Source organism: Afipia sp. DC4300-2b1 (genome assembly GCF_049895725.1).
GTDB lineage: Bacteria > Pseudomonadota > Alphaproteobacteria > Rhizobiales > Xanthobacteraceae > Afipia > Afipia broomeae.
In genome coordinates this window covers 517,598-544,086 of record NZ_JAFCSX010000002.1, presented here as the reverse complement: position 1 = coordinate 544,086, position 26,489 = coordinate 517,598, and the positions used below count along the sequence as shown (strand labels likewise).

Below are 26,489 nucleotides of genomic sequence, written 5' to 3'. Positions count from 1 at the left end.
TCTGTTATCTCTTGTTCTGTGTCAGACCGGCAGCGCGATGCCATCGTGTCCGGGGTCTGCGCCGCCGTCGAGTTTGTCCCCGTCGATCCGGATGCCGTGCACCGCCGCGAAGCCGAAGGTGTACGGGCTGCGGATCACCTCGTAGCCGTCGGCTTCAAGTTCGCGCGTCACGCCGTGCACAATGCGGTTGGACACGTCGATGGCATTGCTCGTGGCCGAGAATCGCGGCGCACTCACCGCCTCGGTCATGGTCATGCCGAAGTCGAGCACGTTGAGAATGGCCTGCAGCACACCCATGGCGATCTGCGTCGCGCCCGGCGCACCGATCACGAGATATGGCTTGCCACCCTTGAAGACGATCGAGGGCACGACCGAGGTAAACCGCGCCTTGCCCGGCGCGACCGATCCGGGGCGACCCGGCCGCGGATCGAACACGCCCATGCAGCCGTTGTAGATGAAGCCGAGACCGTCCGTGATGACGCCTGACGGCATGCCGAGCGAATGGGTCATGGTCACGCAGTTGCCGTCGCGGTCGACCACCGAGACATGCGTGGTGTCCTTCGACGGATGCCCCGAATTGAAGCGCGGCACATCGCCCTTGATACCCTGCTTGATCTCGGCGGCCATCGTCGCGGCATAGTCTTTCGACGTCAGCTTGCCGACGGGAATATCAAGGAATCCCGGATCGCCAAGGAACCGATCCTTGTCCGCAGTCGCGCGCTTCATCGCTTCACAGACCACGCGCAGATATTCGACGCTGTTGTGCCCGAGCGCCGCGAGATCGAAGCTCTCGAGCACATTGAGCATCTCGAGCAGCATGACCCCGCCGCCCGGCGGATTGTTGGTCGTCACTTCATAGCCGCGATACTGGCCCCGCAGCGGCTCGCACCAGCGCGGCTGATAACGTGCGAGATCGTCTTCGGTGATCAGGCCGCCGTTGGCCATCATGTCGGCGGCGATCCGCTTCGCCAGTTCGCCTCGATAGAACACGTCGGAGCCGCCCTCCGCGATCATGCGAAGCGTCTGTGCATAGTCCGGGTTACGCACTAGATCGCCGACGCGCTTGTAGCTGCCGTCCTCGCGGCAATAGAGCTTCCGCCCCGACGCCGTGAACGACAGACGATCGATGCCCGAGGCACGGTCCATGATGCCCGGGTCGGACCAGAACAGTTCGACATGCGGGCGCACCATCCAGCCGCGCTCGGCCCATGCGATCGCTGGCGCGACGATGTCGCGCCACGGCAGCACACCGAACCGCGAATGCGCCTCATAGTACGCCTTCAGCGACGCCGGCACGCAGATCGACTGATAGCCGAGATCGTTGACCTTGCCGCGCAGAATGAAGCCGTAGCCGTCGCGCGCCTCACCTTCGATCAGATTTTCCCACATGTCCGGACGCGCGGCCGCCGGTGCGGGCGCGTGGAAATCGAGATACTGGTGGAAGTTCTGTCCGGGAAAGTAGATTCCGCAGCTTCCGAAGCCGGCGATGCCGGTCATCAGCGGATCGACAACGCCCTGAACCAGCGCGCAGGCAATTGCCGCATCGATGGCGTTGCCACCGGCCCGCAACATCTCCGCTCCGGCTTCCGCCGCTTCCGCCTGCGCCGCGACGATCATCTCCTTGCCTTTGGGCAATGGCCTCTCCCGTGAGTTTCTTGTGGTTGCGCCGGCGCGGCGAGGCAGGGCGAACCGCACCCCGCAGGCTGATGCGGACCGGTTTGACAGATGGCATTCATACCTGTCCAATACCAATCAAGCTTGGATTGATGCCTTTAAAGCAATAATAGGAATCCGCTCGCGCGGCCCGTTCTCATGATCCGCCCCCTGCTTCCCGCCAGAATTCCGTACTTCCTCGCCGTCGGAGAAACGCTGAGCTTCCGCAAAGCCGCCGAACAGCTTGGCATCGCCCAGCCCGCGCTCAGCCGCAGCATCCGGGATCTCGAACGCCATCTGGGCTTTCCGCTGTTCGAGCGATCCACCCGGCGCGTTGTGCTGACACCGGCCGGCGAAGTGCTCTATCGCGAAAGCGCCGACGCGATGCAGCGTCTCGCCCGCGCCACGATGCATGCCGAACGTGTCGCGCAGGGGCTCAGCGGCACCGTCAGCGTCGGCTATTCGACATTCGCCGCCACCGGCCCGATGTCCGACATCATCATCGAATTCCGCAAGCATCACCCGCAGGCGCAGGTCGGCCTGCGGCTGCTCGCGTCATCCGAACAGGCAGCCGCCTTCGACGAGGGCACGCTCGATCTCGGCTTCATGATGTCGAATGTCGTAGTGCCGCCGCAGCAGACACTTCCGATCTCGCGCGAACGGCTGGTCGCCCTGGTTCCGGCGAGTCACGCCTGGGCGGCAAATCGTGCGATTTCGCTGCGAACCCTGTCCACCTCACCGCTGGTGATCGGCAGCACCCGCCGATGGCGCGGCTTTCGCGCGCTCATCGATGAGTTGGTGACGGACCGTGGCTTCTCCCTGACAATTGCGGAAGAAGCCGACGACGTGCCGGTGCTGCTGCAACTGGTGCGGTCGGGCTTCGGCTGCACCATTCTCGATGCATCCTTCATCCCGACGCTGCCGCCGGGCATCGTGGCGCTGGAAATCGCGGACTCGACAGCGACCCTCGATATCTCGCTGGTGTGGCGCGAGGATCATCTGTCGCCGCTGGCGGCGCGGTTCATCGACGTCGCAAAAGCATTCATGGCATCGCGGCAGGAGACGCCGCGACGGCGCACACGTCAAAGCAGGAAATGATCGCAGCGCGCGATCAGTTCTTTCCGGACATGTAGGCCGGCAGCCAGTTCTCAAAGCCTGCCTTGAGCGACGCCACCGAAACCGGCGTCTCGCCTTCGACCGCGATGTCGTGCCCACCGGTCTTGCCGATGACATGGCACGGCACGCCGACCGCCTTGAGCTTGCTCAGCACCGTCAGCAGATGCTCTTCCTGCACGGTGATGACGTAGCGAGCCTGGTCTTCGCCGAACCACCACGCATGCGGCACGATCTCCTCCGGCGGCGCATCGAGGATCGCGCCGATGCCGCCGGCCATCGCCATTTCGGTGAGCGCCACAAGCAGGCCGCCGTCGGACACGTCATGCACCGCGGTCGCAGTGCCGCCCTTGATCATGCCGCGGACCACATCGCCGTTGCGCTTTTCGACACTGAGATCGACCGGCGGCGGCGCGCCCTCTTCCTTGCCGCAGATGTCGCGCAGATAAACCGACTGGCCGAGCCAGCCTTGCGTATCGCCGATCAGCAGGATCGCTTCGTTCTCCGCCTTGAATGCGAGCGTCGCGGACTTTGTGAAATCATCCAGCAGGCCCACGCCGCCGATCGATGGCGTGGGGAGAATGCCGCGGCCGTTGGTTTCGTTGTAGAGCGACACGTTGCCCGACACGACCGGGAAATCCAGCGTGCGGCAGGCTTCCGCGATGCCCTTCAGGCAGCCGACGAATTGCCCCATGATCTCGGGACGCTCGGGATTGCCGAAGTTGAGATTGTCGGTGATCGCGAGCGGCTTGCCACCCACCGCCGTGATGTTGCGCCAGGCCTCTGCAACAGCCTGCTTGCCGCCCTCGAACGGATCGGCCTCGCAGTAGCGCGGCGTCACATCGCAGGTCAGCGCGAGGCCCTTCGGCCCGTCCTGCACGCGCACCACCGCGGCATCGCCGCCGGGGCGCTGCAAGGTGTTGCCGCCGATGACATGATCGTACTGCTCCCACACCCAGCGCTTCGAGCATAGTTCAGGCGTGGCGATCAGCTTCGACAGCGCTTCGGTGATCGACACCGGCGCCTTGACGTCGCGCGCATGGATCACAGGAAGTTGCGGCGACGGCACATGCGGACGGTCATAAAGCGGCGCTTCCGACTCCAGTTCCTTGATCGGGAGATCGGCCATTACATCGCCGCCGTGCTTGACGACGAAACGCTGGGTCGGCGTGGTGTAGCCGACGATGGCGAAGTCGAGGCCCCACTTCTTGAAGATCGCCTCGGCCTGCTTTTCCTTCTCTGGCTTGAGCACCATGAGCATGCGCTCCTGGCTTTCCGAGAGCATCATCTCATAGGCGCTCATGCCGGTCTCACGGGTCGGCACCGAGTCCAGATGAAGTTCGACGCCGAGGTCGCCCTTCGCGCCCATCTCGACCGCCGAGCATGTGAGGCCCGCCGCGCCCATATCCTGAATCGCGATCACGCAATCCGCTGCCATGATTTCGAGACAGGCTTCCAGCAAGAGCTTTTCCGCGAACGGATCGCCGACCTGCACGGTGGGGCGCTTCTCCTCGCTGTCGTCATCGAATTCTGCCGACGCCATGGTCGCACCATGGATGCCGTCGCGCCCGGTCTTGGAGCCGAGATAGACGATCGGCATGTTCACGCCGGAGGCGGCCGCATAGAAAATCTTGTCGCTTTCCGCGAGGCCTACCGCCATTGCGTTGACGAGGATGTTGCCGTCGTAGCGCGTGTGGAAGCGCGTCTGGCCGCCCACCGTCGGCACGCCGAACGAATTGCCGTAGCCGCCGACGCCCGCGACCACACCGGAGACGAGATGACGGGTTTTCGGATGTTTCGGATCGCCGAAGCTCAGCGCATTCAGACAGGCAATCGGGCGCGCGCCCATGGTGAACACGTCGCGCAGGATGCCGCCGACGCCGGTGGTGGCGCCCTGATAGGGCTCGATGTAGCTCGGGTGGTTGTGACTCTCCATCTTGAAGACCACGGCGAGCCCGTCCCCGATATCGATGACGCCCGCGTTCTCGCCCGGCCCCTGGATGACCCACGGCGCCTTGGTCGGCAGGCCGCGCAGATGGATGCGCGAGGACTTGTAGGAGCAGTGCTCGTTCCACATTGCCGAAAAGATGCCGAGTTCCGTAAACGTCGGCACCCGCCCGATCAGCTTGAGGATGCGCTCGTATTCATCAGGCTTCAGGCCGTGCTGGGCGACGAGTTCGGGGGTGATCTGGGGTTCGTTCCTGATCGTCAAGGCGACGTCGCTCCGGGTCAAATGCTTCGGCGGCCCTCCGGGGGTTCAGAGGGGTCGGACAAGGCGGAATATGCGTGATTCCGGGCTTCTTTTGTGCACGGCGGCCCGGCCTGCGGCAAGCATCAGATAGGGAGAAATCCCGGCTAAAAAAGCCCTCTAGGCGGCCTTCAAATGCGCCACCAGGCCCGCGAACAGTCCGCGGCCGTCGGTGCAGCCCATGATGTCTTCGACGTGGTTTTCCGGGTGCGGCATCATGCCGAGGACGTTGCCCTTGTCGCTGACAATGCCCGCAATGGACGCAGCCGCGCCATTGATGTTGTGGGTGTCGCCAACTTCGCCGTTGGCGGAGCAATAGCGATAGAGCACCCGGCCCTCGCCTTCGAGACGGCGGATGGTTTCCTCGTCGGCGGCGTAGTTGCCCTCGCCATGGGCCACCGGCACGCGGATCACCTGCCCGGCATTGTAGCCGCGCGTAAACGGCGTATCGGAACGCTCGACGCGCAGATGCACGTCGCGGCAGATGAACTTGAGCTGTGCATTGCGCATCAATACGCCGGGCAGCAGGCCCGACTCGCAGAGAATCTGAAAACCGTTGCAGACGCCCATCACCAAACCGCCAGCCGCAGCATGGGCGCGGACCGCGTCCATGATCGGGGCGCGCGCGGCAATTGCCCCACAGCGCAGATAGTCGCCGTAGGAGAAACCACCCGGCACCACGACCAGATCGGTGCCTTTCGGCAACGCCGTGTCGGCGTGCCACACCATCGCGGCGTCATTTCCGGACGCGAGCTTGAGCGCACGCGCCATGTCACGTTCGCGATTGATGCCGGGGAAGACGAGGACGGCTGATTTCATTGGTCGCTTCGCCTAACCCAGAACCTCGACGCGGTAGTTCTCAATCACCGTATTCGCCAGCAGCTTGTCTGCTGCTTCCTTCAGCGCGGCTTCGGCTTTCGCCTTGTCCGCGCCGGCGACTTCGATGTCGAACACCTTGCCCTGCCGCACGCTGGCAATGCCATCGACGCCGAGCGACTTCAGCGCGCCTTCGATGGCCTTGCCCTGCGGGTCGAGAATGCCGTTCTTCAATGTGACGGTAACGCGTGCCTTCATCGAACTCAGCTCTTCACAAGCACCGGGCCGGAGCCCGCGGGACGGTCGTTCTCGATCAGTATCCCGAGACGCTTGGCCACTTCGGTGTAGGCCTCCAGCAAGCCGCCGAGATCGCGGCGGAAGCGGTCCTTGTCCATCTTCTCGTTCGACTTGATGTCCCACAGCCGGCACGAGTCCGGCGAGATTTCATCGGCGACGATGATGCGCATCATGTCGTTCTCGAACAGGCGGCCGCACTCCATCTTGAAGTCCACAAGACGGATGCCGACACCGAGGAACAGGCCGGTGAGGAAGTCGTTGACACGAATGGCCAGCGCCATCATGTCGTCGATCTCCTGCGGCGTGGCCCAGCCGAACGCGGTGATGTGCTCTTCGGAGACCATCGGATCGCCGAGCTGATCGTTCTTGTAGTAGAACTCGATGATCGAGCGCGGCAGCTGCGTGCCTTCCTCGATGCCGAGGCGCTGCGACAGCGATCCGGCGGCGACGTTGCGCACCACAACCTCGAGCGGCACAATCTCGACCTCGCGGATCAACTGCTCGCGCATGTTGAGACGCTTGATGAAATGCGTCGGCACGCCGATGTCGTTCAGATGCTGGAAGACATACTCCGAGATCCGGTTGTTGAGGACGCCCTTGCCCTCGATGATCTGGTGTTTCTTGGCATTGAACGCGGTGGCGTCGTCCTTGAAATGCTGAATCAGGGTTCCAGGCTCAGGCCCTTCGTAAAGGGTCTTGCCCTTGCCTTCGTAAATGCGACGCCGACGGCTCATAGGGATGTACCGTGTTCTGTTGAAGTCCATGAATGGGGTGCTCCGGGTGATTTACGCGACCCACGGCGGAGCTGCCGTGAAGTCCGGAATCGTGAAACAAACCGCGAACCGGACTCATCGGCAACCTACCCGATTGAACCGGCCGATACAACGCAACGCAGCGCGTATTCCCGCAAAAGTAAGCGGTGTTTTGCGCTGGAATTCCTCAAGAATTCCAGTTTCGGGTCATTTCGCCCGCAATCGCCACCTCCTGCGACCTCTGGGACGTTGCCTTGCCGGGGTCGGACCTCCTATATGCAGGGTCCCGCCGACATCCGGCATGACCAATTCAGCTTTACGGAACAGATATATGTCCACTTTCGACAAGCGCGAGGAAGGTTTCGAGAAGAAATTCGCCCTCGACGAGGAACAGAAGTTCAAGGCGGAGGCCCGCCGGAACAAGTTGCTGGGTCTCTGGGCGGCGGAAAAACTGGGCAAAACCGGTGATGACGCCGTGGCCTACTCCAAGGAGGTCGTCGCGGCCGATTTCGAGGAAGCCGGCGATACCGACGTCCTGCGCAAGGTGGCCGCCGACCTGGCCAGCAAGGGCGTGTCGGAAGCCGACGTTCGCAAGAAGATGGACGAACTGGTGGCGGTCGCCGTCGCCCAGATCAAGGCCGGGCAGTAAGCCTGCCGCGCATCGACCTAAAACCTTCACGTCATTGGGAGCGAAGCGAAGCAATCCACCTTTGAAGCTGGATTGCTTCGTCGCTGCGCTCCTCGCAATGACGATTCAGAATCGCTTTACTTCAGCGAATCCTGAACCTTCGCGACGCCGGCGAGGACGCAAACTTCGTCCTTTTCGCCGCCGGGCGCACCCGATGCGCCGACCGCGCCGATGATTTCGTTCCCCACCTTGATCGGAACCGCGCCGCCGACAGCCACGGTCCCCGGGACCTGCTTGAGGTAGGCCGTCTCGGGCTTTTCAACCAGCTTCATGAATTCGAGCGAGGTCTGGCCGCGCGTGCGCGAGGTGTAGGCCTTCAGGCGGCTGAACTCCATGGTGTGGGGATTGGTGCCGTCGCCGCGAACCTGCGCCGCGACATTGCCGGCCTTGTCCACCACTGTGACGGACACCTTGTAGCCGTCCTTGGTGCACTGCTCGATGGTGCCCTGGATGATGGCGATGGCCATGGCCATCGAGACATTCTTTTCAACCTGCGGCGCTTGGGCGTGAGCCGGACCGGCGAGAACGATTGCAGCAGTCGTCAATGCTGCAAGACCAAGTGAACGCATACGGAAGCCTCCCTTTGATGGTTTTTGGTTTGTGCGTTTTGTAGCAACCCTTCCTATCCTGCTTTAATCCCGCCGCTGAACAAGAATCGATATTGCACAAGCGAAGGGCTAGGCCGTTGCGGCGAGCCGTTCGAGCTGCGCATCGAGGTTTGCTTCCACGTCAGCCGCGTTGATCAGGCAAACACGATATCCCCGCGCCTCGAGCCATTCGCGCCGGGCCGCGCGGTCGCGAGCGATGACATCGGTCTCATTGGCGTTGACGAGTTCGATCGCCAGCCGCCTCGTGAACGATACGAAATCCGGAATGTGACGCCCCACCGGCGTCTGCCGCTTGAAGTGGGATGCGAAACGGCGGTCCGTCCTCAGCGCCTGCCAGAGAATACGCTCCGCATCGGTCGGATTACGCCGCAGCAGGCGCGCCAGTCCCCTCACCGTGCCGCCGCTTTCGGATGGTGTGCGGCCGTCGGACTGTTCCGCCAGCAAGGCACGGAGCCGCGTCGCTTCGTTGCCGTCGAGAACCCCGCCTTTCGCCGGGCCTTTCCGGCCTTCCGCGATGGCCATGATCACGCCATGCAACGTGTGCATGTCCTGCTTGGTCGGCTCCATGCGGGTGAAAATGTTGCGCATGTTCACCAGCATGGTGTCCCGCTTTTCCGGCGGGCGGAGGAATTCAACCTTGTCGAGTTCATTGACGAGGTTGTCGAAGAACGCCTGCATCTGATGGTTCGAGGCCCGCTCCGATCGTTCCGGCATGTCGAACGGCAGTGCGTTGGCGGTGGCGAGCTTGAACCATTCATAGCCCATCAGCAAAACCGCTTGAGCCAGGTTCAGCGAGGCGAAGCCCGGATTGACCGGAAACGTGACGATGCGATTGGCGAGCGCGACCTCGTCGTTCTGCAAGCCGTAGCGCTCGCGTCCAAACATAATCGCCGCCGTGCCGCTTGCCGCTGTTTCACCGACAATCTGACGGGCAGCCTCTTCAGGACCCACCACCGGCTTGGCCTGATCGTGCGCCCGCGCCGTGGTCGCGAACAGCAGCGAACAATCGGAGACCGCAGCTTCCACCGTGTCGAACAGTTCGACTTTATCAAGAATGTGATCGGCGCCCGCGGCGGCGCGCTGGGCGGCCATATTGGGCCAGCCGTCGCGCGGATTGACGATGCGCAGCCGCGTCAGGCCGAAATTGCCCATGGCGCGCGCGCACATGCCGATGTTCTCGCCAAGCTGCGGCTCGACCAGCACCACGATGGGCCCGTTCAATTCTTTGCGCGTCTTGGTTTTGTCGGTGCCTGAACCGGTCATTGTCCCTGCTTTGTGTGTCACATTTTCCCATGCCGTAACGCAGTTGACGCCGGACAGGTCAAGACATTTTTCGTTTTCGGGTCGCTGGAAGTCCGGCAAAACCCCTGCAATACGGTCATGCCGAAATTGCAGGTTTGGCTTTGAACTTTCTCCGCCGGTTGGAGTAGCGTGACCCATGGCTCAGACAGATAACCCCGCCGCCGGCACTCCCCCACAGCAGGCAGCGTCCGCCCCGCCTCCCGAGCCTTCGCATGTCAGCGCCACGCTGCGCCGGGTCGCGATTCCCGTCGCCTGCCTGATTGCGGCGGCGACCTTCGTGATGGTGGCGACGCTGCGCTGGGACGCCTGGATCGGCGGCGCCGTGATCCAGACCACGAACGACGCCTATGTTCGCGCCGAGACAACACAACTCAGCAGCCGCGTCGCCGGCGAAGTGCTGAAAGTCGCCGCGAGCGATTATCAGCACGTCAAGGCCGGCGATCTGCTCGTCGAGATCGACCCTGCGGACTACGAGGCGCAGGTTGCGCAGGCGGAAGCCGCCGTCGCCGGGGCACAGGCCGCGCTCGACAACCTCGCCAATCAGGTCGAACTTCAATACGCCACCATCGCGCAGTCCGAAGCGCAGCTCGCCTCCGCCGAAGCCATCCAGGTCGAAGCGCAGCAGGAATACGACCGCCAGCATGGTCTGATCCAAAGCCCTGCCTTCACCCGCCAGCGGCTCGAGCAGGCGACCGCGGCCCTTGCAAAGGCGGACGCCGATGTCCGCGCCAGCCGCGCTGTCATCGCCGCACAAAGGCACCAGCTCGAAGTTCTCGCCGGAACGAAAAAGCAGCGCGCCGCCGATGTTCTCGCCGCTCAGGCCGCGCTGAAAGCCGCAAAACTCAAGCTCGGCTACACCCGGATCCTCGCGCCGTTCGACGGTGTGGTCGGAGCCCGGCAGGTTCAGCCAGGAGATTACGTCAACATCGGCAGCAACCTGTTCAACGTGGTGCCGCTGCCGAATGTCTATGTCATCGCGAACTACAAGGAGACGCAGCTGACGCGCGTGAAGCCAGGGCAGCCGGTGGAAATCACCATCGATACCTTCCCGGACGCGAAGCTGAGCGGGCATGTCGCACGTGTTTCCCCGGCGAGCGGATCGCAATTCGCGTTGCTGCCGCCCGACAACGCCACCGGCAATTTCACCAAGGTGGTGCAGCGAATTCCGCTGCGGATCGAATTCGACAAGGGCCAGCCGCTGCTCGATCGTCTGCTGCCGGGCATGTCGGCGGTAACGCGGATCAACACCGAGGGAACCGTTGTGCCCTCGAACGCCGGAGCCAAAGCCGGTGGCGGAAGCTAAAATCATCGCCAGCGGGCCGGTCTCGGTCGGTCAGGCTGTTCACCATCCGCTGCTCGCCGTGATCGCCGTGCTGCTCGGCTCGTCGATGGCCAACATCGACAGCCGGATGTTCACGATTGGGCTGCCCGATATCAAGGGCGCCTTTTCTCTCAGCTTCGACGAAGGCGCGTGGCTGAGCACGGCCTCGACCGCGTCGCAGATTTTCATCGCGCCTTCGGTGGCCTGGCTTGCCACCGTATTCGGCCTGCGCCGCATTCTCGGCTTACCTAGTCTGGTCTTCGCGGTGATCTCGCTGGTTCTCCCATTTGTCCGCGATTACCAGACACTTCTGGCCCTCACGATCCTTCATGGCCTGCTGATCGGCACCTTCGTCCCGGCCACGCTGATGATCATTTTCCGCAACCTGCCGATGCAGTGGTGGCTGGTGGCGATCGGGATTTATTCGTTGCGAGTCGGCTTTGCGCTCAACTTCGGTCCGGCGCTGGTCGGCTTCTATGTCGATCAGATCGGCTGGCAGTGGCTGTATTGGCAGGATGCGATCATCGCCGTGCTGATGGCGATCCTGGTTTACTTTGGCGCCGCCCGCGATCCGGTCAACCGGACGCTGCTGGAAACCGCGGACTGGGGCGGCATGCTGTTGCTGGGGACCGGCATCGCCATGGTCTATGCCGGCCTCGATCAAGGGAACCGGCTGGATTGGCTCAATTCCGGAACTGTTGTCGCAATGCTCGGCTGCGGTGCGTTTCTGCTGGTGGCGTTTTTCATCAACGAGGCCGTGGTGAAGGAGCCGTGGGCGCACGCCAATGTGCTGTTCTCGCGCAACATCGGCTTCGCGCTGGTCGTCATCCTGCTCTACACCCTGACCAGTCTCTCCAACTCGTCGCTGGTGCCTAATTTCCTCTCGGCCGTTGCGCAGCTCCGGCCCGAACAGACGGGGCGCCTGCTTGTGATCTATGGCGTTCTGCCCTTTGCCGTGCTGTTTCCCCTCTCGATCTGGCTGCTGCGGCGATACGACGTGAGAATCGTCCTGATCATCGGCCTGATCACGTTCGCAATCGCCGCATTGCTCGGAACGCAAATCACCAATACCTGGCGGCTGGCCGACTTCATCCCGATTGTGTTGCTGCAATCGGTCGGCCAGGCATTCACGCTGTTCCCGATCATTATCATCGCGCTGTCCAACTCCGATCCGACCCGGGCGACGGCGTTTGCGGCCTATATCCAGATCATGCGCCTCGGCGGCGCAGAAATCGGCATTGCGCTGATGGCCACCTGGCTGCGGGTGCGCGAACAGACCCACTCCAACCTGATCGGTCAGCACATCACCCACGCCACCGATCAGGTGGAGCAGTTTCTTGCCCGCATGTCGGGCTATTTCGCTGGCCATGGCACAGCGACGGCCCCCGCGCGCAGCGTCGGAACACTGGCCGGCATGGTCCAGCGCGAGGCCAACGTGCTGGCCTATATCGACGGCTTCTGGCTGACCTTCGGTTTCGCGATCATAGGGCTTCTCGTGACCGCCCTGATTACGAAATCCCCGCCCGGGCCCTTCACACCCAAAGCCCGATAGCGCCGTTCTCCGCCCGAAATCCCAACATTCTGAATCAGCGCGGTGAAGGTCTTGAATCAGGTTCTGATGATGTGGATTCAACGCGTGAAGGTTTTGAATCACCTTCTGAAGATTTTGATTCAACCCGTGAAGGAATTGATTCAAGAACCGAACAGATCGATTCAGCTCCGGCCATGGTCGCCTGAAATTACCCTTATAAATCATGGGGTTATCGAATCGTTTGAATCTCGCGCGAAACGCGAGGCAGAAGTGCCCGCCGGCAATCCTCGCCGTTGCGTCCCGGCGAACTGCACCCGGCGGAAGTGCTGAAGGGTTTTGCCACTGCACGGTTTCCGCGAGCGGCCGCGAAAGCGCGAACTGCTTCAAAATCACCGGCTGAAATAGCTCCAGGATTGACCTGCCGGCACGCTTGTCTCGCCCGACATGCCAGAAAGTCTCAGGTGCGTTGCCTTCCAGCCCGCGAACGCGGGTGCTATAGCCTCGCTACGGAACCGTTGCGGTTCTCTCGCCCTCTCCGCCCCCAATTTAAGGCCCGATCCCCCATGGCAAAAATCAAGGTGACCAACCCCGTCGTCGAACTCGATGGCGACGAGATGACCCGGATCATCTGGCAGTACATCAAGGACAAGCTGATCAACCCCTTCCTCGATGTGAAGCTCGAATATTACGACCTTGGGATGGAATACCGCGACAAGACCAACGATCAGGTCACCATCGACGCGGCCAACGCGATCAAGAAGCAGGGCGTCGGCGTCAAGTGCGCCACCATCACGCCGGACGAAGCCCGCGTGAAGGAATTCGGCCTCAAGGAAATGTGGAAGTCGCCGAACGGCACCATCCGCAACATCCTCGGCGGCGTGATCTTCCGCGAACCGATCATCTGCAAGAACGTGCCCCGTCTGGTTCCCGGCTGGACCAAGCCGATCATCATCGGCCGCCACGCTTTCGGCGACCAGTACCGCGCTACCGACATCAAATTCCCGGGCAAGGGCGTGCTGACGATGAAGTTCGTCGGCGAGGACGGCACGGTGATCGAGCGTGAGGTGTTCAAGGCTCCCGGCGCCGGCGTGGCGATGGGCATGTACAACCTGGACGATTCCATCCGTGACTTTGCACGCGCTTCGATGAACTATGGCCTGTCGCGCGGCTATCCGGTGTACCTGTCGACCAAGAACACCATCCTCAAGGTCTATGACGGGCGCTTCAAGGACATCTTCCAGGAAATCTACGACACCGAATTCAAGAAGGACTTCGAAGCCAAGCACCTTACCTACGAACATCGCCTGATCGACGACATGGTCGCCTCGGCGCTGAAGTGGTCAGGCGGCTACGTGTGGGCCTGTAAGAATTACGACGGCGACGTGCAGTCCGACACCGTGGCTCAGGGCTATGGATCGCTCGGCCTGATGACCTCGGTGCTGCTGACGCCGGACGGCAAGGTTGTGGAAGCCGAAGCTGCCCACGGCACCGTGACCCGTCACTACCGCGAACACCAGAAGGGCAAGGAAACCTCGACCAACTCCATCGCGTCGATCTTCGCCTGGACGCAGGGCCTCGCCCACCGCGCCAAGCTCGACAACAACGAGGAACTGGCGAAGTTCGCCAAGACGCTGGAGAAGGTCTGCGTTGATACGGTCGAGTCCGGCTTCATGACCAAGGACCTCGCGCTGCTGGTCGGCGCCGATCAGAAGTGGCTCTCGACCACGGGCTTCCTCGACAAGGTCGCGGAAAACCTCACCAAGGCGATGGCTCCTGCGGCGTAAGGCGCCGCAAGCTGCATCTCATGTCTTTGACGGCGCAGACGTTGTCTGCGCCGTTTGCTTGTGAATTTCAAAAAGAACCGGAACGCCGGACATGACGCGAGACCAATTCAGCTTCTTCCATCCCTTCCGCATCCGCTATTCGGAGATCGACGGTCAGGGCGTGGTGTTCAACGCCCATTATCTGACGTTCTACGACACCACCATCACCGAATATTTCCGTGAGCTCAAATACGATCAGTACGCCGACGCCAAGAAGACCGGCATGGACTTCCATGTCGTGAAGTCCGTCGTCGAGTACAAATCGCCGATCCGCTTCGATGCCGAGATCGAGGTCGGCGTCCGCGTCGGGCGGATCGGCAGTTCGAGCATGACGTTCGAACTGGCAATCTTCCTGAAGGACAGCGCGGATCTGATGGCCACCGGTGAAATCGTCTGGGTGAACACCGATCAATCGACGCATCGGCCTGCTCCGATCACTCGGGAGGTCCGCAACCTGATCGCAACACGCGAGAAGCATCTCGCATCCTGACCCGCAGCGGCCAGCGCTCAGATGCTGGCGAGACCGATCTGCGCAATCATCGCCTTGGCGATCTCCTGCTCGCCCATGATGACGCTATTCGCGCCGTGATGCTTGAGGTGCGCAATTTCCTCTTCTGAATGCGCCCGCGCGATGATCGGCAGCGTCGCGCTGATCGCGCGGGCCTTGGAGACGATCTGCCCGCCCTCGAACGCATCGGGTATTGCGACAATGAGCCCGCGCGCGGCCTCGAGGTTTGCCGCAACCAGCATTCCCGGCGCGGCCGCATTGCCCGTGATCTTCTCGATTCCCGCCTGAGCGAGCTTTTCGAGGCATCCCGGATTATCTTCGATGACCAGAAGCGGCACGCCTCCCTGCTTTAACGAAGCGCCGACAACACTCCCGACGCGCCCGTATCCGACCAGCACGACATGACCGGTGAGAGCGGTGACAGGCAACTCGACGCGGGCCGGCTTCTTCCTTGCCGCCTCCGCGGCCACCTCTGCAGCGGAATCCTCCGCTGACAAGGCTGCTGCCGCGGCTTCCTCGGCTGCCTGTTTTTTCGCCTCATAGCGATCCAGCAACGCAAAAAACAGCGGGTTCAGCATGATCGAGATGATTGCTCCCGCAAGAACAAGATCACGGCCACGGTCCGGCAGAAGCGCAAGACTGACACCGAGGCTGACCAGAATGAAGGAGAACTCGCCGATCTGTGCGAGACTTGCAGAGATCGTCAGCGCGGTGGATGTCGGATGCCCGAACATGCGCACGATGCCGAAAGCCGCGACAGATTTTCCGAAGATGATGATGAAGACGGTCGCCAGCAGCGGCAGCGGCTCCCGCACGATGATCGCGGGATCGACCAGCATGCCGACGGACACGAAGAACAGCACCGCGAATGCGTCGCGCAGTGGCAGGGTTTCGTTCGCGGCGCGCTGGCTGAGTTCGGATTCGCTCAGAATCATGCCGGCGAAGAACGCGCCGAGCGCGAACGACACGTCGAACAGAATTGCCGCGCCGAATGCCACACCGAGCGAAATCGCAAACACCGCGAGACGAAACAGTTCGCGCGAACCCGTATGCGCCACGTAATGCAGGACCCACGGGATCACGCGGCGGCCGACCACCAGCATGAAGATGACGAACGCCGCGACCTTGCCGAGCGTAATGAGCACCGGCTGCGCCATCGCGTAGGCACTGAGACCGCTTGTGCCCTCGCCTTTCAGCAATCCCGCAAGCGCCGGCAGAAGCACCAGCGTCAACACCATCGCAAGATCCTCGACGATCAGCCATCCGACCGCGATTCGCCCGCGCTCTGTGTCGACCAGCCGCCGCTCCTGCAAAGCGCGCAGCAACACAACCGTACTTGCCACCGACAGCGCGAGGCCGAACACCAGCCCCCCGCCGACCGGCCAGCCCAGCGTCCAGCCAAGCCCCATGCCGAGCAGCGTCGCCACAGCGATCTGCACCACTGCGCCGGGGACCGCGATGGCGCGCACCGACAGCAGATCTTTCAGCGAGAAATGCAGACCGACGCCGAACATCAGCAGAATGATGCCGATTTCGGCGAGTTCGTTGGCGATGTTCTGATCCGCGACATAGCCGGGCGTGAACGGGCCCATCACCACGCCCGCGAGGAGATAGCCGACAAGCGGTGAAATGCGGACCCGTTGGGCAAGCGCGCCGAGAACAAAAGCCAGCACAAGGCCGACGACGACCGTCGAAATCAAGGGAGTATTGTGATGCATGCCGCATTTTGACGCATAGGGGAAATGGATGCCAGTGCATCTTTCGCTACCCATCGCCGCAGTAAATCGCGTCTCGATCTAAATGCAGTCACGACAAGGTTACGACACATGGGCGGGAGACGATGGCACGCTGACGACAGCGCCGGCGATGATTGGACCTCGCGATGACCCCGATAAGAGCTGATTTCCTCGCATTGCTGTCGATTGCAGGCTTCGTCCTCGCACCACTCTCCGCCACATACGCGCAGACGCCGGCTGCTATCGCGGCCACCGGCACGGTTGTGCTGACGCTGCACGCGGAAGGCGCGCAGGTTTACGAATGCAAGGCCGACGCGTCAGGAAAACCCGCGTGGGTTTTCCGCGAGCCGATTGCGACATTGCTTGCCGACGGAAAGACCGTTGGGCGCCATTACGCCGGACCGAACTGGGAATACAGCGACGGCAGTGCAGTCGTCGGCAAGGCGGCCGGCAATGCGCCGGGCGCGACGGACAAGGACATCCCGTGGCTCAAGCTCGAAGTCGTCTCGCAGCGGGGAAGCGGCGCGCTCAGCGCAATCACGACGGTGCAGCGGATCAATACCGCGGGCGGAAAGCTGCAAGGTGCTTGCGACAAGCGGGGCGCTTACCAGAGCGTGCCTTATTCAGCGGACTACGTGTTTTTGCGCTAGGTCGCGTTAAGCCCCCATCGCGGCTTCGATCGCCTTCAGCGCAGCGTCCGCCTTCGCGCCATCGGGGCCGCCGGCCTGCGCCATGTCGGGACGTCCGCCGCCGCCCTTTCCGCCCAGCGCTTCAGACGCGATCTTGACCAGATCAACCGCGCTGAACCGCGAGGTCAGATCCGATGTGACGCCGACCACAACACCGGCCTTGCCGTCCTCGCCCACATTGACGATGGCCACGACGCCGGAGCCAAGGCGTTTCTTGCCATCGTCGGCAAGGCTCTTGAGGTCCTTCATCTCGATGCCGGACACGTTCTTCGCCATCAACTTGACGCCCTTCACTTCCTGGAAGTCGTCCTCCGTGCGGTGAGAACTCGCGACGCTGACCCCGCCCATGGCGAGCTTCTTGCGCGCTTCGGAGAGTTCACGCTCCAGCTTCTTGCGCTCCTCGATAAGCGCGGCGACACGCGCGGGCAGATCGTCGAGCGTGGTCTTCATCTCCGCAGCCGCAGCCTTGGCCGTCTGTATGGTTGCATTCACGGCGTGACGCGCATTGTTTCCGGTCAGCGCCTCGATACGCCGCACGCCCGACGCCACCGCGCTTTCGCCGCTGATGGAGATCAGGCCAATGTCGCCGGTACGCCGCACATGGGTGCCGCCGCACAGTTCGACCGACCAGCCGAGCGCATTACCCTTGCCCGCGCCCATCGACACCACGCGCACTTCGTCGCCGTATTTCTCCCCGAACAGCGCACGCGCGCCGGAATCCCGCGCATCGTCCACCGCCATCGAGCGGGTGACGACCTCGCCGTTCTCCAGCACGACGTCGTTGGCGATATCTTCGATACGGCGCAGTTCTTCCGCCGTAATCGGCTTGTTGTGCGCGAAGTCGAACCGCAGCCGTTCCGGCGCGACCAGTGAGCCGCGCTGCGCGATGTGATCTCCCAGAACCTGACGCAGCGCCTCGTGCAGAAGATGTGTTGCCGAGTGGTTGGCGCGGATCGCCGTGCGCCGCCCATGATCGACTTCGAGTTGCAACGGCACGCCGAGCTTCACCGTGCCCTGCTCGACGGTGCCGAGATGCACATAAAGATCGCCGGCCTTCTTCTGGGTGTCGGTGATGCGCACGCGCACGCCGTCGCCGGTCAGAACGCCGGTGTCGCCGACCTGACCGCCAGACTCGGCGTAGAACGGCGTCTGGTTCATGACGATGGCGACGCTGTCGCCGCTCTTGGCGCTATCCACTTCCTTGCCGTCCTTCACCAGCGCGGTGACGACGCCTTCGGCGACTTCCGTGTCGTATCCCAGGAACTCGCTGGCGCCGAGCTTCTCGCGCAGCGGAAACCAGATCGTCTCCGTGGCAGTGTCGCCGGACCCTGCCCACGAGGCGCGCGCCTTGGCACGCTGGCGGTCCATCGCATCGGTGAACGACGCGATGTCGACGCCGATGCCGCGGTTGCGCAGCGCGTCCTGCGTCAGATCGAGCGGGAAGCCATAGGTATCGTACAGCGTGAACGCGGTCTCGCCGTCGAACATGTCGCCCTTTTTCAGGGAAGCGCTTTTCTCGTCGAGAATCGAAAGGCCGCGATCCAGAGTCTTGCGGAACCGGGTCTCTTCCAGCTTCAGCGTTTCCTCGATCAGGTTCTCGGCGCGCACCAGTTCCGGATAGGCCTGGCCCATCTCGCGCACCAGCGCCCACACGAGACGATACATCAGCGGCTCTTTCGCACCGAGCAACTGACCGTGGCGCATCGCGCGGCGCATGATCCGGCGCAGCACATAGCCGCGGCCTTCGTTCGAGGGCAGCACGCCGTCCGAAATCAGGAATGACGACGCACGCAGATGGTCGGCGATGACGCGCAGCGACGCCTTCTGTTCGCCATTCGGATCGGCGCCCGTCAATTCGGCGATCGCGCGGATCAGCGCGACGAACAGGTCGATCTCATAGTTGTCGTGCTTGCCCTGAAGCACGGCGGCGATGCGCTCCAGGCCCATGCCGGTATCGATCGAGGGCTTCGGCAGCGCGACGCGGTTGCCCGGCGCGATCTGGTCGAACTGCATGAACACCAGATTCCAGATCTCGATGAAGCGGTCGCCGTCTTCCTCGGCGGAACCCGGAGGACCGCCCCAGATCTTGTCGCCGTGATCGAAGAAGATTTCCGAACACGGGCCGCAGGGGCCGGTGTCGCCCATCTGCCAGAAATTGTCCGACGTCCCGATTCGGATGATTTTCGATTCGGGCAGGCCTGCGATCTTTTTCCAGAGACCGAACGCCTCGTCGTCCTCGGAATAGACAGTGACCAGCAGCTTGTCCTTAGGGAGCCCGTACTCCTTGGTGATCAAATTCCAGGCAAGCTCGATGGCGCGGTCCTTGAAATAATCGCCGAACGAGAAGTTCCCGAGCATCTCGAAGAAGGTGTGATGCCGCGCGGTGTAGCCGACATTGTCGAGGTCGTTGTGCTTGCCGCCGGCGCGGACGCATTTCTGCGACGAGGTCGCGCGCTGATACGGCCGCTTCTCAAGGCCCGTAAACACGTTCTTGAACTGCACCATGCCCGCATTGGTGAACATCAATGTCGGGTCATTGCGCGGAACAAGCGGCGACGACGGCACGATCTCGTGGCCGTTTTTCGCGAAATAATTCAGATACGCCGACCTGATCTCGTTAACGCCGCTCATACTCGTCCAATCGCGCCCAAAAAGCTTTCAAGAAGCCTGAATGTTCTGGTGCATTTTCGGCTTGCAAAACACGCTCTGTTTCGCCCGAAAACACTCGGATGTGCCGCCCGCCTTCAATGACGCGTGCAGCGCAATTTGTCCCGCCCTGTTTCTAGACGGAACAGGCCGGGTATGTCCAGAAAGTGTGCACCAGATCAGCGGCTTGCAAGCAGTCTTAAGCGCGCCATGAAGGCCGTTGATAATCTCGCAGTTGCGTTGACAGGGCCTCGAAAGGCGTGTTTCCCTGCCTAAGTAAGCTATATACTAAGCTGACAAGTCACGTCGGGAGAGACCGGCTTCATGCCGGCGCCGAAGGAGCAACCGCCCCGGAAACTCTCAGGCAAACGGACCGTGTGACTGACTGAAATCTGGAAAGAGATGCGGCCGGGAGACCGGCGCGGCATCCGCCGACGGGATAATACTCTCAGGCACAGCGACAGATGGGGCTTCGACAAGGTTTCGGGAACCGTCCCGGAATCCGTCAGGAGCCCTGAATATGCTTGCCACCGAGCGCCAACCAGACTCCGCCGAAACTGCGCTGAAGCGTGTTCCGCTGCACGACCTGCATGTGGCGCGCGGCGGCAAGATCGTGCCCTTCGCAGGCTACGAGATGCCGGTGCAGTACACCGCCGGCGTGCTGAAGGAACATCTCCACACCCGCGCCTCCGCCGGCCTGTTCGATGTGTCCCACATGGGGCAGATCACGCTCACGGCGAAATCCGGCAAGGTCGAAGACGCCGCCCGCGCACTCGAAACGCTGGTCCCGCAGGACATTCTCGCGGTTCCGCACGGCCGCCAGCGCTATGCGCAGTTCACCAGCGATGCCGGCGGCATTCTCGACGATCTGATGGTGGCGAATTTCGGCGATCACCTGGTCCTGGTGGTCAATGCCGCCTGCAAGACCGCAGACGAAGCGCACCTGCGCAGGCATCTCTCCGGCACCTGCATCATCGAACCGCTGCCGGACCGCGCGCTGATCGCGCTTCAGGGACCGAAGGCGGTCGAGGTGCTCAGCAAGCATGCGCCGACAATAGCTGCGATGAAGTTCATGGATGCCGGACCGCACAAGGTTCTGGGCATCGATTGCTTCGTCTCACGCTCCGGCTACACCGGCGAGGACGGTTTCGAGATTTCGGTGCCCGCGAAAGACGCCGAACGTCTCGCAGCGGCATTGCTCGCCGATCCCGCCGTATTGCCGATCGGCCTCGGCGCGCGTGACAGCCTGAGGCTGGAGGCAGGCCTCTGTCTTTACGGCCACGACATCGACACCGCCACCACGCCGGTGGAAGGCGCGCTGGAATGGTCGGTCCAAAAGAGCCGCCGGACCGGCGGCGCGCGGGCGGGCGGATTCCCCGGCGCGGACATCATCCTGAAACAGTTCGAAACCGGCGCGCCGCGCCGCCGTGTCGGCCTGCGGGCGGAAGGCCGCGCGCCGGTGCGCGAAGGCGCTGCGCTGTACGCCAGCGAAACATCGCCCGAGAAAATCGGCGCGGTCACCTCCGGCGGCTTCGGACCGACTCTGAACGCGCCGGTCGCCATGGGTTATCTGCCGACATCTCTTTCCACCGAAGGCACGGCGGTGTTCGCCGATGTGCGCGGGCAGCGTCTGCCGCTGCGCGTATCGGCGATGCCGTTCGTGCCCAACGGTTACAAACGATAGCAATCAACAGGCTGAGGATTTCATGACCACACTGTACACGCCCGATCACGAATGGCTCCGCATCGAGGGGGATGTCGCAACCATCGGCATCACAGACTACGCCCAGACCCAGCTCGGCGACGTGGTGTTCGTCGAACTGCCGAAGGTCGGCCGCGCGCTGAAGAAGGCGGAAGCCGCCGCTGTGGTCGAGAGCGTCAAGGCGGCGTCCGACGTCTACGCGCCGATCACCGGCGAAGTGATCGAGATCAACGACGCGCTGGTCGCCGATCCCGCGCTGATCAATTCCGATCCCGGCAAGGCCGCATGGTTCTTCAAGCTGAAGATCGCCAACAAGGGCGATCTCGACGGCCTGATGGATGAAGCCGCGTACAAGCAACACACGGCTTAGACGAGATGTTGCGGCACGCGAGATATTCCCCCTCTCCCCCGCGGGGAGAGGGTTGGGGTGAGGGGGTCTACCGCCTCCGATCGAACATCGATCCCCCTCACCCGCTCGCTTCGCGCGCGACCTCTCCCCGCCGGGGAGAGGTGAAGTCCGCTTCAATCGCTGTTCTTGAGAACTCAAGGAGCGTCCAATGACGACTCACCGTAAGCCCGCTGAACCCGCCGTCGATTTCGTCCGCCGGCATATCGGCCCCTCGCCGCGCGACATCAACGCGATGTTGCAGACCGTCGGCGTGGCCAGCCTGAGTGCGCTGATGGATCAGACGCTGCCGGCTTCCATTCGGCAGAAGGCACCGCTCGATCTCGGCAAGCCGCTTTCCGAAACCGAAGCGCTGACGCACATGCGCGGCATCGCGGCGCGCAATCAGGTGTTCACGTCGCTGATCGGCCAAGGCTACTCCGGCACGATCCTCCCCGCTGTGATCCAGCGCAACATTCTCGAAAATCCCGCATGGTACACGGCCTACACGCCGTATCAGCCCGAGATCAGTCAGGGACGTCTTGAAGCGCTGTTCAACTTCCAGACCATGATCTGCGATCTCACCGGCCTCGACATCGCCAACGCATCGCTGCTCGATGAAGGCACCGCGGCAGCGGAAGCCATGGCGCTGGCGGAGCGTTCGTCATCGGTGAAGACCAAAGCGTTCTTTGTCGATCATGAAGTGCATCCGCAGACACTGGCGGTGCTGCGCACCCGTGCCGAACCGCTCGGCTGGTCGCTGATCACCGGCGATCCTGCGCGTGATCTGGGCAATGCCGACGTGTTCGGCGCGCTGTTCCAGTATCCGGGCACGCACGGCGGGCTGTTCGATCCGCGCGCCGCCATCACAGCGCTCAAGGCAAAAGGCGGCATTGCCGTCGTCGCTGCCGATCCGCTGGCGCTGACGCTGCTCGCATCGCCGGGCGATCTCGGGGCGGACATTGCGATCGGCTCTACCCAGCGTTTCGGCGTGCCGATGGGCTACGGCGGACCGCACGCGGCCTACATGGCGGTGAAGGATGCGCTGAAGCGCTCGCTTCCCGGCCGCATTGTCGGGCTGTCGGTGGATTCGCGCGGCGCCCCTGCCTTTCGCCTCGCCCTGCAAACGCGCGAACAGCACATCCGCCGCGAAAAGGCGACGTCGAACATCTGCACCGCGCAGGTGCTGCTCGCCGTGATCGCGTCGATGTATGCGGTCTATCACGGCCCCGAAGGCTTGAGCCATATCGCACGGACCGTGCACCGGCGCACGTCAGTGCTGGCGGCCGGGTTGAAGAAACTCGGCTTCGCGCCGCTGAACGACGCCTATTTCGACACGGTGACGGTGGCCATCAATGGCCAGCGGCAGGCCATCATCTCGCATTCTGCCCATGAGAGCATCAATCTGCGTCTCGATGAGACCACCGTCAGCATCGCGCTGGACGAAACCACAACGCCTGCGATTGTCGAGAGCGTGTGGCGTACCTTCGGCGGCAATCTGGTTTACGCCGACATCGAGAAGGAGGCACGCGACGCGCTGCCGTCCAGCCTCGCACGCACCAGCAGGTTCATGACCCATCCGGTGTTCCACGAGCACCGCTCGGAGACCGAGCTCCTGCGCTACATGCGCAAGCTTTCGGATCGCGATCTCGCGCTCGACCGCGCCATGATCCCGCTCGGCTCCTGCACCATGAAGCTGAACGCCACCACCGAAATGATCCCGGTGACCTGGCCGGAATTCGGCGGACTGCATCCCTACGCGCCGAAGGAACAGGCTGCCGGTTATCACGCCATGTTCACGACGCTCGAGAAATGGCTCGCCGACATCACCGGCTATGACGCCGTGTCGCTGCAGCCGAATTCCGGCGCGCAGGGCGAATATGCCGGGCTGCTGGCGATCCGCGCCTGGCATCGCTCGCGCGGCGAGGCGCACCGCAAGGTGTGCCTGATCCCCTCCTCCGCCCATGGCACCAATCCGGCATCCGCCAGCATGGTCGGCATGGACGTGGTGGTGGTTGCCTGCGACGCACGCGGCGACGTCGATGTCGAGGACCTGCGCAGGAAGGCTGCGCAGCATGCGAACGATCTTGCCGCGGTGATGATCACATACCCGTCGACCCACGGCGTGTTCGAGGAGCACATCCGCGAAATCTGCGACATCGTTCACGGTCACGGCGGACAGGTCTATCTCGACGGCGCGAATCTCAATGCGCAGGTCGGGCTCGCCCGCCCCGGCGACTATGGCGCGGATGTCAGCCATCTCAATCTGCACAAGACCTTCTGCATTCCGCATGGGGGCGGCGGACCGGGCATGGGCCCGATCGGCGTGCGCGCGCATCTCGCGCCGTTCCTGCCCGGACATGTCGCAACCGACGGCGGCAAGGCCCCGGTCGGTCCGGTGTCGGCGGCGCCCTACGGGTCCGCATCGATCCTCGTCATCTCCTACATCTACATCCTGATGATGGGCGGCGAAGGCCTGACCCGCGCGACGGAAGTCGCAATCCTGAACGCGAACTACATCGCCAGGCGGCTCGATCCGCATTTCCCGGTGCTCTATCGCAACCACAACGGCCGTGTTGCGCACGAGTGCATCGTCGATCCGCGCGGGCTGAAGGCAGGATCGGGCGTCACCGTGGACGACATCGCCAAGCGGCTGATCGACTACGGCTTCCATGCCCCGACCATGAGCTTCCCGGTGCCGGGCACGCTGATGATCGAACCGACCGAATCCGAATCGAAGGCGGAACTGGACCGCTTCTGCGACGCCATGATCGCGATCCGCCGCGAGATCGCCGACGTCGAGGCCGGACGATGGCCTATCGCGGCCTCGCCGCTGCGTCATGCGCCGCACACCGTGCACGACATCGCCGAGGATCACTGGCAGCGGCCGTATACGCGCGCGGAAGGCTGCTTCCCGGCCGGCACCTCGCGCAGCGACAAGTACTGGTCGCCCGTGGGGCGCGTCGACAACGTTCATGGCGACCGCAATCTGGTCTGCTCATGCCCGCCGGTCGCGGATTACGCGCAGGCGGCGGAGTAGTCGCACGCGCGATTTCTAAACCGGTCATCCCCGCGAAAGCGGGGATCCACCTTCCTCTTTCTCATTTGAAGAGAACGACGCATCCGCCCCACATCCCACGGCATCGATAGCTCGGGGAGTATGGGTCCCCGCTTTCGCGGGGACGACGCCGAGAGAGAACAGCCGCGCTCATAGCTCAAAAACAAATCGGGCGCTGGGGATGTCGGCAACTCAACATCCACAACGCCCGTTTGCTTCCGAAGGTGCGATGGATGCCCGAAAAGGATTCCCGTCTTTTCGGATCGCACCGGCCGGGCCGTGAAGCCCGGTCGAAAATGAACTCTTTTTAGTTGTCGCGTTTTCTTAACGCGAACCGGTTCCCACTTCGCCTGAAAACGCTTTATTCGTCCTGCGGCTCCTCGCCGTCGGCATCGCGTTCCGGCGAGCCGGCCAGAATCTGCTCAGCGATCAGGCCGGAGTTCTGCCGGATCGAAGCCTCGATCTTGGCGGTGATCTCGGGGTTCGCCTTGAGGAACGCCTTGGAATTCTCGCGGCCCTGCCCGAGGCGCTGGCTGTCGTAGGAGAACCAGGCGCCGGACTTCTCGACGATGCCGGCCTTGACGCCGAGGTCGAGGATTTCGCCCATCTTCGAGACGCCCTCGCCGTACATGATGTCGAATTCGACCTGCTTGAACGGCGGCGCCAGCTTGTTCTTCACCACCTTGACCCGGGTCGAGTTGCCGACGACTTCGTCGCGCTCCTTGATCTGGCCGATGCGGCGGATATCGAGGCGCACCGAGGCGTAGAACTTCAGCGCATTGCCGCCGGTGGTGGTTTCCGGCGAGCCGTACATCACACCGATCTTCATGCGGATCTGGTTGATGAAGATCACCATGGTGTGGGACTTGTTGATCGAGGCGGTCAGCTTGCGCAGCGCCTGGCTCATCAGTCGCGCCTGCAATCCAGGCAGCGCGTCGCCCATCTCACCCTCGAGTTCGGCGCGCGGCACCAGCGCCGCCACCGAGTCCACGATCAGCACATCGACCGCACCCGAGCGCACCAGCGTGTCGGCGATTTCCAGCGCCTGCTCGCCGTGGTCCGGCTGCGAAATCAGAAGTTCATCGACATTGACACCGAGCTTGCGGGCATAGACCGGATCGAGCGCGTGTTCGGCGTCGATGAAGGCGCAGATGCCGCCCTTCTTCTGGGCTTCGGCCACCGTATGCAGCGCGAGCGTGGTCTTGCCGGAGGATTCCGGCCCGTAGATCTCGACCACCCGTCCCTTCGGCAGACCGCCGACGCCGAGTGCGATATCCAGCCCAAGCGAGCCCGACGGAATGACCTCAATGTCCATGGAGCGGTCGTTCTTGCCGAGCTTCATCACGGAGCCCTTGCCGAACTGGCGCTCGATCTGGGAGAGCGCGGCCGACAGGGCCTTGGTCTTGTCCATGGACGATCCTTCAACGATACGCAGGGCGGCGGGGGCCATCTGATGCTCCTCTTATGTATGGGATTCGCCTGCCGGACAAACGGCTTCCCAGGGTCGGCGGACCGGAATCGGTGGTGATCCGATGGAAAAGAATGTACCCTTTTTGTTCCAAGTTCGCAATATGTTCTTTTCAGGGACCGGGCAAGTATATACCCTGAGGACA

Annotated in this window: 20 protein-coding genes and 1 riboswitch; of the genes, 10 read left to right on the top strand and 10 right to left on the bottom strand. The window is 62.8% G+C overall.

Annotated elements, in window-relative coordinates:
- Nucleotides 1-21 precede the first annotated feature (21 nt).
- On the bottom strand, nucleotides 22-1,617 hold the full coding sequence (gene ggt, locus ACP7AL_RS09260) for a gamma-glutamyltransferase (protein WP_425991662.1): 1,596 nt from the start codon (nucleotides 1,615-1,617) through the stop codon (nucleotides 22-24).
- A gap of 195 nt (nucleotides 1,618-1,812) precedes the next feature.
- On the opposite strand from ggt, the gene ACP7AL_RS09255 reads away from it, so the two are divergent.
- Nucleotides 1,813-2,751, top strand: a complete 939-nt coding sequence (locus ACP7AL_RS09255) for a LysR family transcriptional regulator (protein WP_425990854.1) — start codon at nucleotides 1,813-1,815, stop codon at nucleotides 2,749-2,751.
- Nucleotides 2,752-2,764: 13 nt separating this feature from the next.
- Here the strand turns inward: ACP7AL_RS09255 and purL are convergent, their stop codons facing one another.
- From purL to purC, 4 genes are all read right to left on the bottom strand, one after another.
- Complete coding sequence (purL, locus tag ACP7AL_RS09250) at nucleotides 2,765-4,978, bottom strand: phosphoribosylformylglycinamidine synthase subunit PurL (protein ID WP_425990852.1); 2,214 nt, start codon at nucleotides 4,976-4,978, stop codon at nucleotides 2,765-2,767.
- A 156-nt stretch (nucleotides 4,979-5,134) separates the two neighbouring features.
- Entirely contained in the window at nucleotides 5,135-5,833 is a 699-nt protein-coding gene (purQ, locus tag ACP7AL_RS09245) for a phosphoribosylformylglycinamidine synthase subunit PurQ (RefSeq protein WP_425990850.1), read from the bottom strand.
- Between the two features lie 12 nt (nucleotides 5,834-5,845).
- On the bottom strand, nucleotides 5,846-6,088 hold the full coding sequence (gene purS, locus ACP7AL_RS09240) for a phosphoribosylformylglycinamidine synthase subunit PurS (RefSeq protein WP_024574838.1): 243 nt from the start codon (nucleotides 6,086-6,088) through the stop codon (nucleotides 5,846-5,848).
- Between the two features lie 5 nt (nucleotides 6,089-6,093).
- Nucleotides 6,094-6,861, bottom strand: coding sequence for a phosphoribosylaminoimidazolesuccinocarboxamide synthase (gene purC / locus ACP7AL_RS09235; RefSeq protein ID WP_019196322.1), 768 nt, complete (start codon nucleotides 6,859-6,861; stop codon nucleotides 6,094-6,096).
- A gap of 349 nt (nucleotides 6,862-7,210) precedes the next feature.
- On the opposite strand from purC, the gene ACP7AL_RS09230 reads away from it, so the two are divergent.
- Nucleotides 7,211-7,528, top strand: a complete 318-nt coding sequence (locus tag ACP7AL_RS09230) for a DUF1476 domain-containing protein (protein WP_425990848.1) — start codon at nucleotides 7,211-7,213, stop codon at nucleotides 7,526-7,528.
- A 116-nt stretch (nucleotides 7,529-7,644) separates the two neighbouring features.
- Here the strand turns inward: ACP7AL_RS09230 and ACP7AL_RS09225 are convergent, their stop codons facing one another.
- Nucleotides 7,645-8,136, bottom strand: a complete 492-nt coding sequence (locus ACP7AL_RS09225; protein WP_024918984.1) for a GlcG/HbpS family heme-binding protein — start codon at nucleotides 8,134-8,136, stop codon at nucleotides 7,645-7,647.
- A gap of 108 nt (nucleotides 8,137-8,244) precedes the next feature.
- Nucleotides 8,245-9,438: a TrmJ/YjtD family RNA methyltransferase gene (locus ACP7AL_RS09220; RefSeq protein ID WP_425990845.1), complete on the bottom strand. Its 1,194-nt coding sequence runs from the start codon at nucleotides 9,436-9,438 to the stop codon at nucleotides 8,245-8,247.
- A gap of 175 nt (nucleotides 9,439-9,613) precedes the next feature.
- Here ACP7AL_RS09220 and ACP7AL_RS09215 point away from each other — a divergent pair, with 175 nt between their 5' ends.
- The 4 genes from ACP7AL_RS09215 to ACP7AL_RS09200 all read left to right on the top strand — a co-directional run bounded on the left by ACP7AL_RS09215 (nucleotide 9,614) and on the right by ACP7AL_RS09200 (nucleotide 14,642).
- Nucleotides 9,614-10,780, top strand: a complete 1,167-nt coding sequence (locus ACP7AL_RS09215; RefSeq protein ID WP_425990843.1) for an HlyD family secretion protein — start codon at nucleotides 9,614-9,616, stop codon at nucleotides 10,778-10,780.
- Complete coding sequence (locus ACP7AL_RS09210) at nucleotides 10,767-12,350, top strand: MFS transporter (protein WP_425990841.1); 1,584 nt, start codon at nucleotides 10,767-10,769, stop codon at nucleotides 12,348-12,350. The genes ACP7AL_RS09215 and ACP7AL_RS09210 overlap by 14 nt, the downstream gene beginning before the upstream one ends.
- Nucleotides 12,351-12,892: 542 nt before the next feature.
- Nucleotides 12,893-14,113: an NADP-dependent isocitrate dehydrogenase gene (locus ACP7AL_RS09205; protein ID WP_425990840.1), complete on the top strand. Its 1,221-nt coding sequence runs from the start codon at nucleotides 12,893-12,895 to the stop codon at nucleotides 14,111-14,113.
- 91 nt (nucleotides 14,114-14,204) lie between these two features.
- Entirely contained in the window at nucleotides 14,205-14,642 is a 438-nt protein-coding gene (locus ACP7AL_RS09200; protein WP_425990838.1) for an acyl-CoA thioesterase, read from the top strand.
- A gap of 17 nt (nucleotides 14,643-14,659) precedes the next feature.
- On the opposite strand, the gene ybaL is transcribed toward ACP7AL_RS09200, so the two are convergent.
- Complete coding sequence (gene ybaL / locus ACP7AL_RS09195) at nucleotides 14,660-16,378, bottom strand: YbaL family putative K(+) efflux transporter (protein ID WP_425990836.1); 1,719 nt, start codon at nucleotides 16,376-16,378, stop codon at nucleotides 14,660-14,662.
- Nucleotides 16,379-16,542: 164 nt separating this feature from the next.
- Here ybaL and ACP7AL_RS09190 point away from each other — a divergent pair, with 164 nt between their 5' ends.
- Nucleotides 16,543-17,046 (top strand): DUF3455 domain-containing protein, encoded by a 504-nt coding sequence (locus ACP7AL_RS09190; protein ID WP_425990834.1) that lies wholly within the window; start codon nucleotides 16,543-16,545, stop codon nucleotides 17,044-17,046.
- 6 nt (nucleotides 17,047-17,052) lie between these two features.
- Here the strand turns inward: ACP7AL_RS09190 and alaS are convergent, their stop codons facing one another.
- A complete protein-coding gene (alaS, locus tag ACP7AL_RS09185) occupies nucleotides 17,053-19,716 on the bottom strand; it encodes an alanine--tRNA ligase (protein WP_425990832.1) in 2,664 nt (887 codons plus the stop codon).
- Between the two features lie 311 nt (nucleotides 19,717-20,027).
- Nucleotides 20,028-20,117, top strand: a riboswitch (glycine riboswitch).
- A 134-nt stretch (nucleotides 20,118-20,251) separates the two neighbouring features.
- Here alaS and gcvT point away from each other — a divergent pair.
- The 3 genes from gcvT (at nucleotide 20,252) to gcvP (ending at nucleotide 24,858) form a co-directional block, all read left to right on the top strand.
- Nucleotides 20,252-21,415 carry a glycine cleavage system aminomethyltransferase GcvT gene (gcvT, locus tag ACP7AL_RS09180; RefSeq protein ID WP_425990830.1) on the top strand — a complete coding sequence of 388 codons (1,164 nt, stop codon included), beginning with the start codon at nucleotides 20,252-20,254 and terminating at the stop codon, nucleotides 21,413-21,415.
- Nucleotides 21,416-21,437: 22 nt separating this feature from the next.
- Nucleotides 21,438-21,803: a glycine cleavage system protein GcvH gene (gene gcvH / locus ACP7AL_RS09175; protein ID WP_425990828.1), complete on the top strand. Its 366-nt coding sequence runs from the start codon at nucleotides 21,438-21,440 to the stop codon at nucleotides 21,801-21,803.
- A 187-nt stretch (nucleotides 21,804-21,990) separates the two neighbouring features.
- Complete coding sequence (gene gcvP, locus ACP7AL_RS09170; protein WP_425990826.1) at nucleotides 21,991-24,858, top strand: aminomethyl-transferring glycine dehydrogenase; 2,868 nt, start codon at nucleotides 21,991-21,993, stop codon at nucleotides 24,856-24,858.
- Between the two features lie 379 nt (nucleotides 24,859-25,237).
- Here the strand turns inward: gcvP and recA are convergent, their stop codons facing one another.
- On the bottom strand, nucleotides 25,238-26,326 hold the full coding sequence (gene recA, locus ACP7AL_RS09165; protein WP_006021366.1) for a recombinase RecA: 1,089 nt from the start codon (nucleotides 26,324-26,326) through the stop codon (nucleotides 25,238-25,240).
- Nucleotides 26,327-26,489: the final 163 nt, after the last annotated feature.

Bases quoted from the DNA above. Each gene is read 5' to 3' on its own strand.
- ggt (WP_425991662.1), bottom strand. From the start codon at position 1,617: ATGATCGTCGCGGCGCAGGCGGAAGCGGCGGAAGCCGGAGCGGAGATG.
- ACP7AL_RS09255 (WP_425990854.1), top strand. From the start codon at position 1,813: ATGATCCGCCCCCTGCTTCCCGCCAGAATTCCGTACTTCCTCGCCGTC.
- purQ (WP_425990850.1), bottom strand. From the start codon at position 5,833: ATGAAATCAGCCGTCCTCGTCTTCCCCGGCATCAATCGCGAACGTGAC.
- purS (WP_024574838.1), bottom strand. From the start codon at position 6,088: ATGAAGGCACGCGTTACCGTCACATTGAAGAACGGCATTCTCGACCCG.
- purC (WP_019196322.1), bottom strand. From the start codon at position 6,861: ATGAGCCGTCGGCGTCGCATTTACGAAGGCAAGGGCAAGACCCTTTAC.
- ACP7AL_RS09230 (WP_425990848.1), top strand. From the start codon at position 7,211: ATGTCCACTTTCGACAAGCGCGAGGAAGGTTTCGAGAAGAAATTCGCC.
- ACP7AL_RS09225 (WP_024918984.1), bottom strand. From the start codon at position 8,136: ATGCGTTCACTTGGTCTTGCAGCATTGACGACTGCTGCAATCGTTCTC.
- ACP7AL_RS09220 (WP_425990845.1), bottom strand. From the start codon at position 9,438: ATGACCGGTTCAGGCACCGACAAAACCAAGACGCGCAAAGAATTGAAC.
- ACP7AL_RS09215 (WP_425990843.1), top strand. From the start codon at position 9,614: ATGGCTCAGACAGATAACCCCGCCGCCGGCACTCCCCCACAGCAGGCA.
- ACP7AL_RS09205 (WP_425990840.1), top strand. From the start codon at position 12,893: ATGGCAAAAATCAAGGTGACCAACCCCGTCGTCGAACTCGATGGCGAC.
- ACP7AL_RS09200 (WP_425990838.1), top strand. From the start codon at position 14,205: ATGACGCGAGACCAATTCAGCTTCTTCCATCCCTTCCGCATCCGCTAT.
- ybaL (WP_425990836.1), bottom strand. From the start codon at position 16,378: ATGCATCACAATACTCCCTTGATTTCGACGGTCGTCGTCGGCCTTGTG.
- ACP7AL_RS09190 (WP_425990834.1), top strand. From the start codon at position 16,543: ATGACCCCGATAAGAGCTGATTTCCTCGCATTGCTGTCGATTGCAGGC.
- alaS (WP_425990832.1), bottom strand. From the start codon at position 19,716: ATGAGCGGCGTTAACGAGATCAGGTCGGCGTATCTGAATTATTTCGCG.
- gcvT (WP_425990830.1), top strand. From the start codon at position 20,252: ATGCTTGCCACCGAGCGCCAACCAGACTCCGCCGAAACTGCGCTGAAG.
- gcvH (WP_425990828.1), top strand. From the start codon at position 21,438: ATGACCACACTGTACACGCCCGATCACGAATGGCTCCGCATCGAGGGG.
- gcvP (WP_425990826.1), top strand. From the start codon at position 21,991: ATGACGACTCACCGTAAGCCCGCTGAACCCGCCGTCGATTTCGTCCGC.
- recA (WP_006021366.1), bottom strand. From the start codon at position 26,326: ATGGCCCCCGCCGCCCTGCGTATCGTTGAAGGATCGTCCATGGACAAG.